Below are 14,240 nucleotides of genomic sequence, written 5' to 3'. Positions count from 1 at the left end.
CACACCAAAAATATGAACATCAAGCAGATGTGACCTTTGATGATGCAGTTTATGGCGATTCGCCAGCAATTATTAACACAAATCGATCGCGGGCTACTGGCTCCAGGGAAAAAGTTACCGGGGGAGCGACAGCTCGCGGAGACGTTTTCGACTACGCGCGTGACCTTGCGCGAGGCGCTTGCTGTATTAGAAGCAGAGGGGCGCTTGTATCGGCGAGATCGTCGAGGTTGGTTTGTCGCACCCACGCCGTGTTCTTATGATCCGACTCAGCTAAGCGATTGGCAGGAGTATTTTGGACCGTATGGTGGCCAGTTTGTTTGGCATGCTCAAACCAAGAAGATGGCTGATGCTGCGATCAGCGATCACATGTTACTTCCTCCTTTCGGTCAAGTGTATGAAGGCGAGGGGCGTGTATGTATCGAGCAATTACCGGTGGGGTGGATACGGACGTTTCTGCACCCTGATTTCTTCCCCGCTGTGTGGGAGACTGGTGACAAGGCGAGGCTAGATCATACGATACGCACTAACCGGGCGCTTGCAATGGCTGAGGTCAGTTGGTCAAGTGCTTGGGAGGCGCTCGCCTCGTCGCAAAGTGTTGGCTTAGAGGTCGCGCCAGGCACACCGACATTGACGTTGACACGCTATTGGCGGATACCGCAAGCAGACACGTGGCAAACCGTGCGTATTGATCAAGAATGGTGGCGGCAACATGCAGTTGCGCTGTGTGGACGATCCACTAACCAGAAGAGCGGATCAGCACAACAGGTCGATTAGGTCTTCAATACTGAATGCGCGCGTCACTAAAGGGTGATCAGTCGTCCGTACATTGGGGTTAGCGTTAAAATGAACAGTACGCATGTGTGCGTTAATCCCTGCTTGGATCCCTTTGTTGGTATCGTCGATAAAGATGCATTGCTCTGTGGGGCAGGCCATATTCATTGCGGCATAGTGAAGGAGATCAGGGGCAGGCTTCCAGCTGTTAGTGTCAAAGGCACTGAACAAGCGATGTTGGAAATAAGGCAGCAGCTTGGTGAGTGCTAATGCGTGTTCCATTTTTTCAACAGGGCCATTGGAGGCGACACAGGTATCAATACCTTGCTGATTAAGCGTCTTGATTAGCGTTTCTATGCCTTTAACTGGTTGTAGCTCCGCTTCAAAGTACTGATGGCATAAATCACGAAAACGCGGCTCGAGCTGGTCGATAGGGATATGTGCGCCGCTTCGCTCACACGTGCTTTGCAGTACATCTGAGAGCTTTCCACCTTCGAAGTGATCAAGAGATTCTTGTAAGCTAATCACGACGCCAAATGTCGCGAAAGTTTCCACCAAGGCTTTATGCGATAGTTTCTCTGAGTCAACCAGCGTGCCGTCGCAATCGAATATGACGCAGCCAACTGGGGCCTCAAATCTGTTGTAAGACATAGTCACTCCCTTGTTCCTCTCCTTGTATCCTTAGATGCGCACGGTCAATCAACAAGTCGATGACATCGGAAATGCCAACTGTGTCTTACATTCTTGCCTGTTTCGTTATCAAAGTTAGTCAGGGATCGACTTTTGCCATACCCAATATTGGCGATGGATGATCACCGCTGACACTTCAATTAAACGCAGGTCATCATTTAATTTTGATCATCGTTTATCCAAGGGAACAGTGTTTGACGTTGAGAGGGTGTCAGCGCTTCAACGCAGGCAACGTTGCGCTCAGGGATAAGTGCGGGATCTTGACCATAATGCTCAAGCGCACGCGACATGCTTGCTTCTCGAATTAAATGGAAGCATGGATAAGGAGAGCGATTGGTAAGGTTTTCGCTATCTTCTGGGGCGCAGCCGTCAAAACAGTATTCAGGATGAAAACTCGCGACCTGGAACCGGCCACGCCAACCGTAATGATCAATCAGCGTATCGGTGGCTTCAACCAGTGCAAGGTAGTGATCAAAGTCTGCTAGTGCATCGGGGACGACGACCACGGTTGTATCTGTGATGGTGGCGTCTGTCTGCGTCAGATGCACAAATGCGTGATAAATCGCTTCGAGGATGGCGTCATCATCCGTTGCATAACAGATATCTAGCCGAATTTGTTGGTTGCGACGGGGCTTGGCGGCGAATGGACAGAGATTTAGTCCAATCACGACATCATCGAGCCATGCATCCATTTGTGTTTGTACCGTATTCATAAAAGATCGCTCATAGGAGTGGCGTATTAGCAGATAACGACTACGTCTTGGGTTATTAGTGTTTTTGTGGCTGAGATTGGTAGGCTTTGGTTCCCCATAGTGGAACCGTAGAAAGACTATGTTTAAAGCTGCCTGACGTTTCTTTGGTCGAGTACGACAAATACATAAGCGTTTGATTTTTAGCATCGAAAATACGACGAATTTTCATTGACTTAAAAAATATACTTTTCGACTTTCTAAATACTATTTCGCCGGATGTACTTTTATCGATATTGGCAAGCATCTCGGGCGTAATCTCGCCAGTTTGTCGGCATGAAATCGCGCTGTCGCTTGGATCAGAAAAGCTCAAATCAGCCTCAACAGACGCAACATGGCATGTGACGCCACTGACCACAGGATCGACAAGGTGATTGAGTTTAATGTCTTTCATGGTGAACATGCCTAAGCTGACATCGCCCACTTCATCGTTTTCACAACCGACTAGTGTCGCCGTTAAAGCCAAAATCAATAGCGTTTTTCTCATCGTTATACCCCTTGTTAAGTTGTGGTCGAAGTGTACCACAGCCAATACTAGGTATGGGGTATCAATCAGCGTTTATCGCCGGCGTAGTAGATAAGGGGGGGCTAATTGGCTATCAAAACGAGAAGCTGAGTGCCACATTTATGGCACATCAGTTATCACGAAATTGCGCGTCGCCATCTTTACCGGACAGAGACTCTGGCTCGAATGTCAACAACACGTGTGCGGCATCACAATAGCTACCGGTGTCAGCAAATGTTTTGCGTGCTGCAGCAATCTTGCGTTCGGCAATCCGACGGATATTTTGCGTGTTCGTTTGGTTGCTGAATGTCATTTGCTGGCTGATCATTTCTTGTCCAAACGTCGATTTGCAAATAGCCTCATTCTTTCCTGTCACCAGCTGTTCGGCTTTTAGTTTATCCTCATTCTTTCCTGTCACCAGCTGTTCGGCTTTTAGTTTATCCTCTGTATTGGCGTGAGCGAAGACACTCATAAGGAGAATAAAAACCGCAAATGTTCTCATCATGCTTTCGGCTTCCTATGCTATTTGTTTCAATCTTAGCATTAAGCAGCGACGTCGCCCACTGGCGACGTCAAAACAAGATAAGTATTTGGGGAAGAGGGTGATTAGACTGAGATATCACTTTCGATTGTCGTTGAGCTTGGCCGAGTTTTTGGTACGAAACTCAACTTCTTTGCCTCAACAAGATACCCGAGAGCCGAAAGCCAAATGAGTGAATAAGCGACTAACTCAGTACTTTCTTCAGCGATATTTTTCACATCTCGCACGTAGTTGGCGCCCATCGCTTGTTCCCATAACTCGCCCATACCAAACAAACGCGAATACACGAGTAACAGCGCTAATGCGATCATTAAAACCGTGCTGTGTCTTGAATGGATTGCGTGCGCAAGGCTAGTGAGGGTTTCACGCTAGTGTTTCAATGCGGGCCAAATGGCGAGCCCCGTTACAATTAATGCCGGCACTTTCCAAAAACCATGCATCACCATATCAAGTGTGGCATCCAGCTCTCGGATCATTAATACCAAAAAAAAGGCACTCATTAGCCCAGCTGCGTGGTGAAGGGATTGACTGAGCTTAGCGACACGACGAAACGCAAATACGGTCGCGGCGAGTAGCCCCAGTTGGGAAAGCTCAATCAATGATGATTCGGAAGCAACGTTGTGCGACGCGACACTGTAATGAACAATGCCTGCAATACCTGCGAAGTAAAGGGCGATTGCAAAAAATTGTCCGGCGCCTTTAAGCACCGTACGCGCAGCAGATGAAGATCGTGGTAATGTCATATTATCCTCAAGTCGATAAAACGATCTGCCCGTCCGTAGCAGGTGTCACCACCCTATGTGTGACCCTTGTCCCAAAAATGTCATTTGGGTCGATAGTACGGCGGGCTTCATCAAACTGCAATAATTTATGTGATCAATGTCACTATATGTTCAGGAGTGCGTCAGGATTGTGAGCATTTATTCGTTAGGTGCCTGGTTAGAACGACGCGTTGTCAATAAATTTACACTGTAAATAGTAGTACGACGACGAGATAAGACAATTTCTCTGGGAAAGATTAATAGATAGCTATGACTATGAAATTAAACATTTTAATTGTTTTTTGTTAGGCAAGAGCAGACAATAGAGTCTGATACTTTAGATAGAGGTATGCTCATGTCCACTCTCTCTGCTAGCTGTCTATGCGGTGGTGTCCGTCTTACATTACCTGACACTTTCCTTTATATGGGAAACTGCCATTGCTCTGAATGTCGAAAGTTTACTGGTTCAGACTATTCATCAGTCGGCGGCATAGAGGCAGACAAAGTCTCGATCACGGCTGGTCAAACGCATATTCGTTATTATGAGAAAAGCGCAGAAACGGTGCTTGCTTTTTGTGGGCAATGTGGGTCGAGCCTTTTCTCTCATAAAATCAATAAGGGAATGTTCAATATTCGTCTAGGAATTTTGGATACCGCCCCACAATCCGCGCCAAATTTTCACATTCACACGGCGTCGAAGGCACCATGGCATACGCCTAATGAGGCATTAAAACAGTTTGAACATGGGCCGGATTAAATTGATCGTGTTATGCAGTTACTGATCCGCCCCCTTACCCTCGCCGATACGGACTTGCTGTTCCATTTTGAACAACAAAACCGTGCTTATTTTGAAACCTATATTGAATCGCGCGGTGAGGCGTTTTATTGCCGAGCAGGTGTATACGGTCACATCTGCGAATTACTTGCCTTACATCAGAAGGGGCAACACGTACCGATGTTGATCACGGATGCCGAGGGCCTGCTTTTGGGACGGGTCAATATCAGCCAAATTGATGCGGTATCTGCATCAGGTTCATTGGGATATCGCATTGCAGAACAACACACCGGGAAGGGGGTTGCCTCTCGAGCGGTAAAGTACGCTCTAGAGGTTGCGCGCGAATACGGACTTGTGAGACTCAACGCCATGGCGTCTACGACCAACATGGCATCGCAAACAGTGTTGGAGCGGAACGGGTTTAACCTATGCGATAAAAAATTCAACGTGGCACACGTGGCTGGCGAATTGATTGACTGTCTTTGTTATTGCAACAAATTATCCAGCGTTTGAGTGATGAGCAATATACCTTGAGGTGATAGATTAATTGTCATTTAGCTCTTAGTTGCTCATGTAGTGCCAATAAAACAGGCTAACGACTAGCGTTAGGACCAAGTTTAATGCCATCATTACGTAGAGTGAATTCACACAGTTGGTGGTATTTGAAGAGCCGCCCTGATGACCTAAAAGGAAACATAATGGCTGATTTGAACGGACTAAGCTTGTATCACAAAGAGCACTGCCCATTTTGCCATAAAGTGCGTGCAGTCATGACAGAGCTTAAGTTAGATATTCCGCTGGTGGATATGAACGCTAACGCCGAAGAATGGCAACGCCTACAGACCGAAGGCGGCAAAGGCATGGTGCCTTGTTTGCGTATTGACCAAGGCGGCGAACCCCAGTGGATGTACGAATCGGACGACATTATTGAATACTTGCGTGACAACTTTGCGTAATTGAACCAGATACTGGTAACGAGGGTCGCAGTTATCGATGCGACCCTCTTTTTAAGTATTATTATCTGTATGCCAGCCTCTCCGCCTTCTTCAACGCCCTGTGCACTGTGTCAGCACTCAAGGCCGCTGACCTTCCATCACTTGATCCCCAAAACTTGTCATAACAACAAATGGTTCACCAAGCGCTTTTCCCGACCCTACATGCGCGAAAACGGTATTTGGGTATGCCGGCCTTGCCATGCTTTTATTCATCGCCAATTCAGTGAAAAACACCTGGGTCGCGCATTACACAGCCTCGACCTTTTACTCGCTGAGCCTGTGATCCAAGACTACATCCACTGGGCCCGCAAACAGAGATCGTAACCAAGTAATAAGTGTGCGATGACCCACTAACAATGCCGAGTGGGTTCAAAAAAATAGCGATGAAAATGACAACACAAATACCAGCTCGTTAACCTGCTGGCTAAGCAACTTTTTGCTTGGCTTGGCAAGAAGTTGCTTGGCACGTGCAAAAAATTGGTCAGTCATACTATAAAGCACTGATTTTTAATGGTAAAAAACTTGGCATGCATTTCGCAGGATAAGAGAGCGAACAGGCACACCGCCACGGTGGCGATGTGTCTTCCATGACATACAAAGGAGCGATTATGCCAACGCCATGTTATATCTCGATTGAAGGCGAAACTCAGGGTTTGATTACTGCCGGTGCCTGCACCGCGGATTCTATCGGTGATTCTTTTGTCGAAGGCCACGAAGACGAAATGCTGGTACAAGAGTTTAACCACAATGTGACCGTGCCGACGGACCCACAATCTGGTCAGCCCTCCGGCCAACGTGTGCACAAGCCTTTCCAATTCACCGTCGCACTCAACAAAGCGGTGCCATTGCTTTATAACGCACTGGCGTCGGGTGAGAAGATGTCAACGGTCGAGCTGAAGTGGTACCGCACCTCGATTGAAGGGAAACAAGAAAACTTCTTTACCACCAAGCTGGAAAGCGCTTCGATTGTGGACATTCACTGCGAGATGCCCCATTGCCAAGACCCGGCGAAGTCAGACTTTACCCAGAACCTGACCGTGTCGATGTCTTACCGCAAAATCACGTGGGACCACGTCAACGCAGGCACCTCAGGCTCAGACGACTGGCGCAAGCCTATCGAAGCCTAATTCTTCATGGCGACATGAAGACACAAACAGCCTGCCTTTACGGGCGGGCTGTGGTGCGTTCAGCCAGACGGCAGGGTCTGGCTGAACGTATCAGGGTAAACAAGCAGGGCGAAGGATACACAGATGGCGACATTGCAAATAGCGTTAACCGTGGCGGGGCTCGACCCGCAACCGTTCGTGGTGGTGGACTACCAAGGGGACGAGTGCCTCTCTCACCAAGCTGGCCTGAATGGCAACCCGGTGTATGGGTTCCAGTATGAGGTGGCATTGGCGAGCCGCCATACCGACCTCACGCCAGAGCAAGTGGTCGACAAGCCCGTGCAGCTGACGCTGTGGCGCAACGGCGAGCTGGTCAAACGGGTGCAGGGCATTGCCAGTGCCTTTAGCCAAGGTGACATTGGTCATCACTTTACCCGCTACCGCCTAACCTTGGTGCCCGCCCTGTATCGGCTGTCGCTTCGCCAAAACAGCCGCACCTTCCAGCACCAAACCGTGCCGACCATCTTAGACACCCTGCTCACGGACATGGGCGTCACGGACGTCACCTTCTCGCTCACTCGCGACTATGCCGAGCGCGAATACTGTGTGCAGCACCGTGAAAGTGACTTGGCGTTCTTCCACCGCTTAGCGGCAGAAGAAGGCTTGGTGTATCACCACGAGCACGACGCCACCACCCATACCCTGGTGGTGACCGATGCGCCAAACAGCTTGCCCCAGCTTGAGCGCCCTGTGCCCTATAACGCCTTAAGCGGCGGACGCACGGATACGCCGTATATCTATGGTCTGACACGCCACACTGCGGCGCAGCCTAGCCACACGGCGTTAAAAGACTACAGCTTTAAAAAACCGCGCTACAGCTTCCAACAAGCGGCGCAAGCCGATGGCATTGATTACCAGCGTACCGACAGCTACGAGCACTTTGACTTCCCGGGCCGCTTTAAAGACGACGCCACTGGTCAGGCATTTAACCAAACCCGCCTCGAGTACTTACGCCGCGAGGCCGAGCATGCTAACGGGCAAAGCAATGAGCCGGCATTACGCGCTGGCTATCGCGTTACCATCAGCGACCATCTGGATGAGAGCGTGAACCAAGCGTGGCAAGTGGTGCGTGTGCACCACCAAGGCAGCCAACCGCAAGCACTGGAAGAAGAGGGCGGCCAAGGGGCCACCACTTACAACAACCAGTTTATGCTTATTCCTGCCACCACCCCGTGGCGCGCAACCCCCATTCCCAAACCCCAAGTGGATGGCCCCATGATAGGCACCGTGGTGGGACCGGATGGCGAAGAAATCTTTTGTGATGAGCACGGACGAGTGAAAGTCCACTTCCCGTGGGACCGTTATTCCAACGGCGATGACAAAAGCAGCTGCTGGATACGGGTGGCCCAAGGCTGGGCAGGCAGCCAATACGGCATGATGGCCATTCCCCGCATTGGCCATGAAGTGATTGTGTCCTTCTTACACGGTGACCCGGACCAACCGATTATCACCGGCCGCACGTATCACGCGACCAATGTGCCGCCTTATACCTTACCGGCACACAAAACCAAGACGGTTTGGCGCAGNCTGCTGGATACGGGTGGCCCAAGGCTGGGCAGGCAGCCAATACGGCATGATGGCCATTCCCCGCATTGGCCATGAAGTGATTGTGTCCTTCTTACACGGTGACCCGGACCAACCGATTATCACCGGCCGCACGTATCACGCGACCAATGTGCCGCCTTATACCTTACCGGCACACAAAACCAAGACGGTTTGGCGCAGCGAGAGCCACCAAGGCGAGGGTTACAACGAGCTCACGTTCGAAGACCAATCGGGCAGTGAGCAAGTGTATTTACACGCGCAAAAAGACTGGCATACCGAGGTAGAAAACGACCGCGTGACCGAGATAGGTCATGACAACCACCATCAGGTACACAACGACCAATTTCATCGTGTGATGGGCAATGCGCATCATACCGTGGAGGGAGAGAGTCGCACCCGTATTGGTGGCAACCACTCCAATCTCGTCAAAGCCAGTGAGCACTATAAAGTCGGTAAGGTTCATGCGGTGGAAGCCGGAAGTGACATTCACCTAAAAACGGGCGCCAAACTGGTGATCGAAGCCGGTGCAGAAGTTACCTTAAGTGCCGGCGGTAGCTTTGTGAAAGTGGATGCTGCCGGCGTGCATGCTTCTGGTGCCGCAGTGAACTTAAACTCAGGCGGCAGCGCAGGCAGTGGACCAGGCTTTAATGGCCAAATGGCGAAGCGTCCAAAAACTATTGATGCTTTAGCCGATCCCGAAGCCGCGCCACTCCCCGATATCCAAGCGGTTGATGTAATGACCACATCAGAAACACAGCAAGGGGCACCGACGCCATCGTGGGCGCCGAGAACAGACGATACGCCATCATTGGCGCCTAAACGTCAAGTAGAAGCGCTAAAGGGACAATCTCCTTTATGTGAGGAGTGCGAGAAGTGATGACTATTTTGGCGCATAGCAATCTTTTCGATAGCGTCCCTGACATGCAGCCGCAAGAGGGTCATCGTTTGTATTTGATGGTCGATGGTGGACAAATTGAAGACATGGCGCAGCAACTATATGGCTTGGAAGGAGAGTTAGACATTATGCCTGTCTATACTCAACCGCCTTATGACCAGCTGCTCGCGGTTTCTCCCTTTATTGTACGATTGACCGACGCAGTGTGGACATGGTTTACGACTCTCAATCAACCCACTGCAGGATATGTATTCGCGTCTTCACACCCCGGGCTTGATGTCGCACATCAGTTACGGGATTTCATTCAAGTGCTGTCACCCTATGGCAGTAAGGTGTTCTTAAAGCTGGCGCACAGTGAATGCATTGATGCGTTGCTGTTTAATGACTTTGGTGGCTTCTGGTCCTTGATGTCGGCACTTTGGCTGCCGACGCGTGAAGGTTGGCAAGTTTATCATGCCCCTGAGTCGGCCAAATCAGTCTCGTTGCCCTATCAGCTCTCCGACCCTCAATGGAGCGCGCTTGGTAAGGTGGTTTGGCGTAATCAGATACAAAGCCTTAAGCAACATATGCAAACTTACTTTCCTGAGCGTCTTACCTCTCAGTCAGATCCTGACCAATGGGTACAGACGTGGGCAGAAACTGCCTATCAGCAAGGATTTCATACCGGGCAAGACCTGACGCAATTTTTCAATGTGTTAGGTTTTGTAGGTGAGCAAGCGCTTGATGCATCTGTGCATCCCGATATAAGCAATATTGTTCTCAATCCATCGGCACTGACGCCCTCTCAGCGCATCGAGCAAGCGGCCTTATTGGCAAAACACGAATCAGAACAAGCCGAGTCTCACTTATCGAACCAGCAGGAGCAGCTATGAGTGACCCAATCTCAGCGGCCAAATGTGCCAACAATCAAGATAGCCGCGACCCAACCGGACCGTGTCCTTTAAAAGGTGGCAGCGTTGGTTTTGTTCCTGTGCGTTATGCGTTCGACAATGGCTATGATCAAGACGATTACACACCAATATTTGCTTTACCTAAAAAGTGGCAAGGTGAAGCGTGGATCGAGGCAGAGTATAGCCAGCGCACATTGCGCCAACTAAGGGACGGTTGGCTGTATGTCTACGACCAAGACGCGGAGCGTCTCGATGAATACCAAGTGTCTGGTACCAAACTCATTAAAAAGCTGAATGATGACAGCGATGGCGAAACATCAAGCCGTTTAAACTATCCGGTTAAACACACGGTCTATCTTGCGTTTTCGCATCTACGCTGGACGGTGCGCTTAAAAGCGCTGATGCAAGAAAAGGATCAGCTACGCAGTGCGTGGATGCGAGAGCTCGATCTTGATTATTATCGCGAGAATATGGCGCATCCACACACCGGCAGTTTAAAGCAACTCGGGCAAAGTGTGATTGATATTGGCGAGGACTCTGCGCCGACTGGGTTATTTGCAAGTACGTGCACACCGCTTGATGAAGTCGATGATCTAGAAACCGATGAGCAAGACGTTCAACAACACCAGCACGTTGCACAAAAGCCAGGTAGCACGGTCACTGACTACAAGGTGGACTTGGATAAACCCAATGAAGGCTTTTTTATTGCGCTGGATGATAGGTTGGCCGATGTGTCTGATTTGTTCTTGCCTTTATCTCAAGAAGTAGCGCGACAGAGTGTTATTTTAAAAGACGAAGAGAACATGCATAAGCTCCAAATGGCTGAGCTGACGCGAATGCTAGCAGGCGTGAAATTAGAGCAAGACGAAGTACCCAGCTCAGTGAAGGGTGACCCCATCAGAGAATTGGCATTCGAGCGCCATGTCATTGACTATCTTGCGACACAACGGCTTGCTGACCAAGAGCGAGCTGCGTTAGAAAGTAATCCCAATGTCGCGACTGTGCCGATGACACCACTGCAAGAAGAGGCCTTAAATAAAGGGGCGCTTCTTGAGGAACAATACGATTACCAACTCACTGAAGAGCAAAAACAGCGCTGGTCTATGTTCAGCGATGAAGTGGATTGGGAAGCGCTAGAGGCATTTCTCTCGGACCATTACAACCAATTACAAGGCCTTGATGCGCGCATCGCCACTCGCTACAAAGACTTTATGCATGGCTTTAAACAATTAAGCACCGATCCAGCCATTGTGGGTGTAGACAATCAAGACGCGGATCATTTGGTGTATCTGCTGAGCTTAGTGAGTCAATATTTGGTTGGCGTAAAACACGCGATAAATAATAAGGAAGCACAGGCTGAACTGAATAAAATTCTGGACTTTGATCAGCCTGATAATCTCTTGGCGCTGGCGTCAGTGGGGTTCTCCAAAGAGAATTGGCAAGCACTGAATGATGAAGTGCAGAAGATTGAGCATCATTTTATCGGCTTAGATAAACCGGGAGATATGTTGGCACTGTTTAGTGCGATTGCTAACTATGATGGATTCACGGGCGATGTTCGTATCCAAGAGAAGGAATGGTTTAAATCGCTTGCAGAGCCTGTGAAAAAAAGTTTTGCTGCGTTGCAACATGCGACATCAGGTGCGGTAGAACAGACGTGGCGAGCGATAACCAACCTGTTATTTCCTAGCCAAATGAATACCACGAATAGCCCTGCAGGCATGATTAGTAATTTACGGCTAGTGATATTGGAGGCAATCGTTAATCCAGAAGCGATTGTTGCACACAACCCAGACTATCCGGCACAAGTCTCGGCATGGCAGCGAAAGATGAATGCCGAAGTCGCGATCATTACACGTATTAGCCAACCACCGGTGGGGCAATCAACTCCCAAAAATCATCAGATTCAAACCATGCATGCAGCTCAGCAGAGGCTGCAGAAGTTATTGAGTAGTGAGTTACCTCAAATGGTCACGCTAAAGCATCAAGCGGCGAATGATGCAGCGAAAAAAATGCTCAATCAAGCCGTTGAGCGCATCTGGCAAAAAGGCGCACAAGCTGCTCAAACATCGTGGAATAAGCTCGGCAAAATGGGAGGTATTGTTGCGATCCTCAATATTTGGAATAGCGCATCCGTCTTGCATAATATTCGCTATAAAGCCGAGCAGCACCCAGAGACTAGCTTGTGGGCAAACCCAGCACTAAGAGAAGCGACCTACTCGACCGCCTATGCGGTGTCCGCGATCTCGGCGGTTTGGCGAGATGCGGCATGGGAAAAAATGCTTAAAGATGGAACACTACTGGAAGTGAGCCTTCGTGAAGCAATAGACGAGGGAGGTAAGTTAAAAGGAGCCACGCTAAAGACTTTTGCTAAAACCACATTGATGGTTTCTATGTTTGGCTTAATAGCTACGGGACTAGAAACGTGGGATAGTGGTGAAAAAGCCTGGAATTCAGACCATGCCCCAATGGAAAGGTTTGGTTATGGTTTAAAAGGTTTATCAACATTCGCTCAAGTTATAGTTTTTTCTGCACAGTTAGGGGCCAATACATTAAGCCGACTTGGCATATTCAATATTAGTATAGGTGCGATCATTACTCGTTGGATGTTGACCACACTGATGGTGGCAGGTTTCGTATATCTGATAGCAGTTGTGGTCATTAATATTTTTAAACGCTCAGAGCTTGAAAAGTGGTTACTTCATTCAACTTGGGGAAAGCAGACGAAACAATGGGAGTTTTTCGAAGAGCTGGAGAGTCTAGAGAATATTATTAATAAGCCTCAAATTCGGCTGAACTCGGTTCCTAATCGCCTCCCTTCGCAATGGATGGACGCTGGCACAGAGCAGTGGCAATTAGAATTAACCCTGCCTGCGTTTACTTGGGATACAAAAATTGGTTTACAAGTCACCCGCAAGCCTAAAGACAAAAACTACCACTACCGAGTCGCTGAGCCGAAATCTGCAGTGGTAGTCAATGAGCAAGGTGGTACATGGAGCACAGATGAGGCTTCAGGAAGTCCTATCTACCGACTAAATATGGGTGGTGCCACTGACGATATGGTGGCTGTACTTGTCAGTATGCCGTTTGCTTGGCAAGCATCAGAAAATGAGGCGCTTGGCTATGTGGCTACCGGAAACCACCAAGGTGAACTAACCGTAAAGTCAGCCCCGAGAGATAAAAAATTTGCCAAGCGTACCATTGAAGTGAGAGTTGAAAAATGAGTATTAGCGAAACTATAAACCCTATTGAAAAGAGGCTCTACGAGGTGGAAGTTCGCCACTATTGGGAACATAAAGGATGGGGTGGAAAATTTGATCACCTTGGAATTTGGGGACTATCAATTTTTGCAGGGCTAACTCCTTTTTGCTTTCTATGGTTTGTAATCGACGAGCTCACTATAGACTCTATTGCGTTTTGGGGATTATTTTCTTTCATGACGATGATGGTATTAGTCTCAAGGTATCTTTTTTTCCCCGACAAGCATCGCTGTTACCACTTAACGCCTCTGGGTATTCATTACACAGAAAAAGACATGATCCCCGATGTTGCGTATCAGGTGGTACGTGGTTTGGCGTGGGTGGGAATCGTAGTCTGTATTATTGCCGTGTTTGTGCTTGGTCCTCTTGCGTTTGTTGGGGCAGGTGGTTTTGCACTGATGTCGTTTGGGATGACGAACTTTCGTCCTAATGTAAACCAATCTTACATATTGATGGACGAACGAACTATTTTGTTTGACCTGATTAACGATAATGTGCTTTCTTTTACTATTCCAGAGAAAGATAACCTAGAATATAAACGTCGTGTATATACTCAAACGTATGAAGAAAAACTCACCGTTATAAATCACTTATATACTATTTTCCCTAATTTAGAAGTTATCAAAATCAATAGGGCAAATGATCAATATAAACACCCTATCTATCAGCAGGAAGAAGAGAGTGCTGCCGAATAGGA

14 protein-coding genes and 2 pseudogenes are annotated in these 14,240 nt (G+C 48.7%); 10 read left to right on the top strand and 6 right to left on the bottom strand.

Annotated elements, in window-relative coordinates; translation table 11 throughout:
* Positions 1-39 precede the first annotated feature (39 nt).
* Positions 40-774, top strand: coding sequence for a GntR family transcriptional regulator (locus tag BZG76_RS07710; RefSeq protein WP_108743660.1), 735 nt, complete (start codon positions 40-42; stop codon positions 772-774).
* Here the strand turns inward: BZG76_RS07710 and BZG76_RS07705 are convergent.
* The 6 genes from BZG76_RS07705 to BZG76_RS07680 all read right to left on the bottom strand — a co-directional run bounded on the left by BZG76_RS07705 (position 754) and on the right by BZG76_RS07680 (position 3,999).
* Entirely contained in the window at positions 754-1,422 is a 669-nt protein-coding gene (locus BZG76_RS07705; protein ID WP_077460806.1) for an HAD-IA family hydrolase, read from the bottom strand. The genes BZG76_RS07710 and BZG76_RS07705 overlap by 21 nt on opposite strands.
* Positions 1,423-1,619: 197 nt before the next feature.
* A complete protein-coding gene (locus tag BZG76_RS07700) occupies positions 1,620-2,174 on the bottom strand; it encodes a DUF1415 domain-containing protein (protein ID WP_077460805.1) in 555 nt (184 codons plus the stop codon).
* 55 nt (positions 2,175-2,229) lie between these two features.
* On the bottom strand, positions 2,230-2,697 hold the full coding sequence (locus BZG76_RS07695; RefSeq protein WP_077460804.1) for a CreA family protein: 468 nt from the start codon (positions 2,695-2,697) through the stop codon (positions 2,230-2,232).
* Positions 2,698-2,845: 148 nt separating this feature from the next.
* Entirely contained in the window at positions 2,846-3,220 is a 375-nt protein-coding gene (locus tag BZG76_RS07690; RefSeq protein ID WP_108743659.1) for a hypothetical protein, read from the bottom strand.
* A 101-nt stretch (positions 3,221-3,321) separates the two neighbouring features.
* Positions 3,322-3,567: a hypothetical protein gene (locus BZG76_RS07685; RefSeq protein WP_077460803.1), complete on the bottom strand. Its 246-nt coding sequence runs from the start codon at positions 3,565-3,567 to the stop codon at positions 3,322-3,324.
* Between the two features lie 57 nt (positions 3,568-3,624).
* A complete protein-coding gene (locus BZG76_RS07680) occupies positions 3,625-3,999 on the bottom strand; it encodes a hypothetical protein (RefSeq protein ID WP_077460802.1) in 375 nt (124 codons plus the stop codon).
* 373 nt (positions 4,000-4,372) lie between these two features.
* Between BZG76_RS07680 and BZG76_RS07675 the strand changes: the two genes are divergently transcribed.
* From BZG76_RS07675 to BZG76_RS07635, 9 genes and pseudogenes are all read left to right on the top strand, one after another.
* Positions 4,373-4,774, top strand: a complete 402-nt coding sequence (locus BZG76_RS07675; RefSeq protein WP_077460801.1) for a GFA family protein — start codon at positions 4,373-4,375, stop codon at positions 4,772-4,774.
* A gap of 12 nt (positions 4,775-4,786) precedes the next feature.
* Entirely contained in the window at positions 4,787-5,305 is a 519-nt protein-coding gene (locus BZG76_RS07670; protein WP_077460800.1) for a GNAT family N-acetyltransferase, read from the top strand.
* 185 nt (positions 5,306-5,490) lie between these two features.
* A complete protein-coding gene (locus BZG76_RS07665) occupies positions 5,491-5,748 on the top strand; it encodes a glutathione S-transferase N-terminal domain-containing protein (RefSeq protein ID WP_077460799.1) in 258 nt (85 codons plus the stop codon).
* Positions 5,749-6,395: 647 nt separating this feature from the next.
* Positions 6,396-6,914 (top strand): Hcp family type VI secretion system effector, encoded by a 519-nt coding sequence (locus tag BZG76_RS07660; protein WP_077460798.1) that lies wholly within the window; start codon positions 6,396-6,398, stop codon positions 6,912-6,914.
* 123 nt (positions 6,915-7,037) lie between these two features.
* Positions 7,038-8,477 (top strand): annotated as a pseudogene (gene tssI, locus BZG76_RS07655) (type VI secretion system tip protein TssI/VgrG); the annotation flags it as partial.
* A pseudogene (locus BZG76_RS07650) lies at positions 8,476-9,375 on the top strand (type VI secretion system Vgr family protein); the annotation flags it as partial. The pseudogenes tssI and BZG76_RS07650, both read left to right, overlap by 2 nt.
* Entirely contained in the window at positions 9,375-10,265 is an 891-nt protein-coding gene (locus tag BZG76_RS07645; protein WP_077460796.1) for a DUF4123 domain-containing protein, read from the top strand. The pseudogene BZG76_RS07650 and the gene BZG76_RS07645, both read left to right, overlap by 1 nt.
* Positions 10,262-13,507: a T6SS effector BTH_I2691 family protein gene (locus BZG76_RS07640; protein WP_077460795.1), complete on the top strand. Its 3,246-nt coding sequence runs from the start codon at positions 10,262-10,264 to the stop codon at positions 13,505-13,507. Before BZG76_RS07645 ends, BZG76_RS07640 begins: the two co-directional genes overlap by 4 nt.
* Positions 13,504-14,238, top strand: coding sequence for a hypothetical protein (locus tag BZG76_RS07635; RefSeq protein ID WP_077460794.1), 735 nt, complete (start codon positions 13,504-13,506; stop codon positions 14,236-14,238). The genes BZG76_RS07640 and BZG76_RS07635 overlap by 4 nt, the downstream gene beginning before the upstream one ends.
* The last annotated feature ends 2 nt before the right edge of the window (positions 14,239-14,240 follow it).

Source organism: Salinivibrio sp. AR647, assembly GCF_001995415.1.
GTDB lineage: Bacteria > Pseudomonadota > Gammaproteobacteria > Enterobacterales > Vibrionaceae > Salinivibrio > Salinivibrio costicola.
Note: the sequence above shows the minus strand (reverse complement) of the source record. Positions and strands in the feature narration are given on the sequence as shown.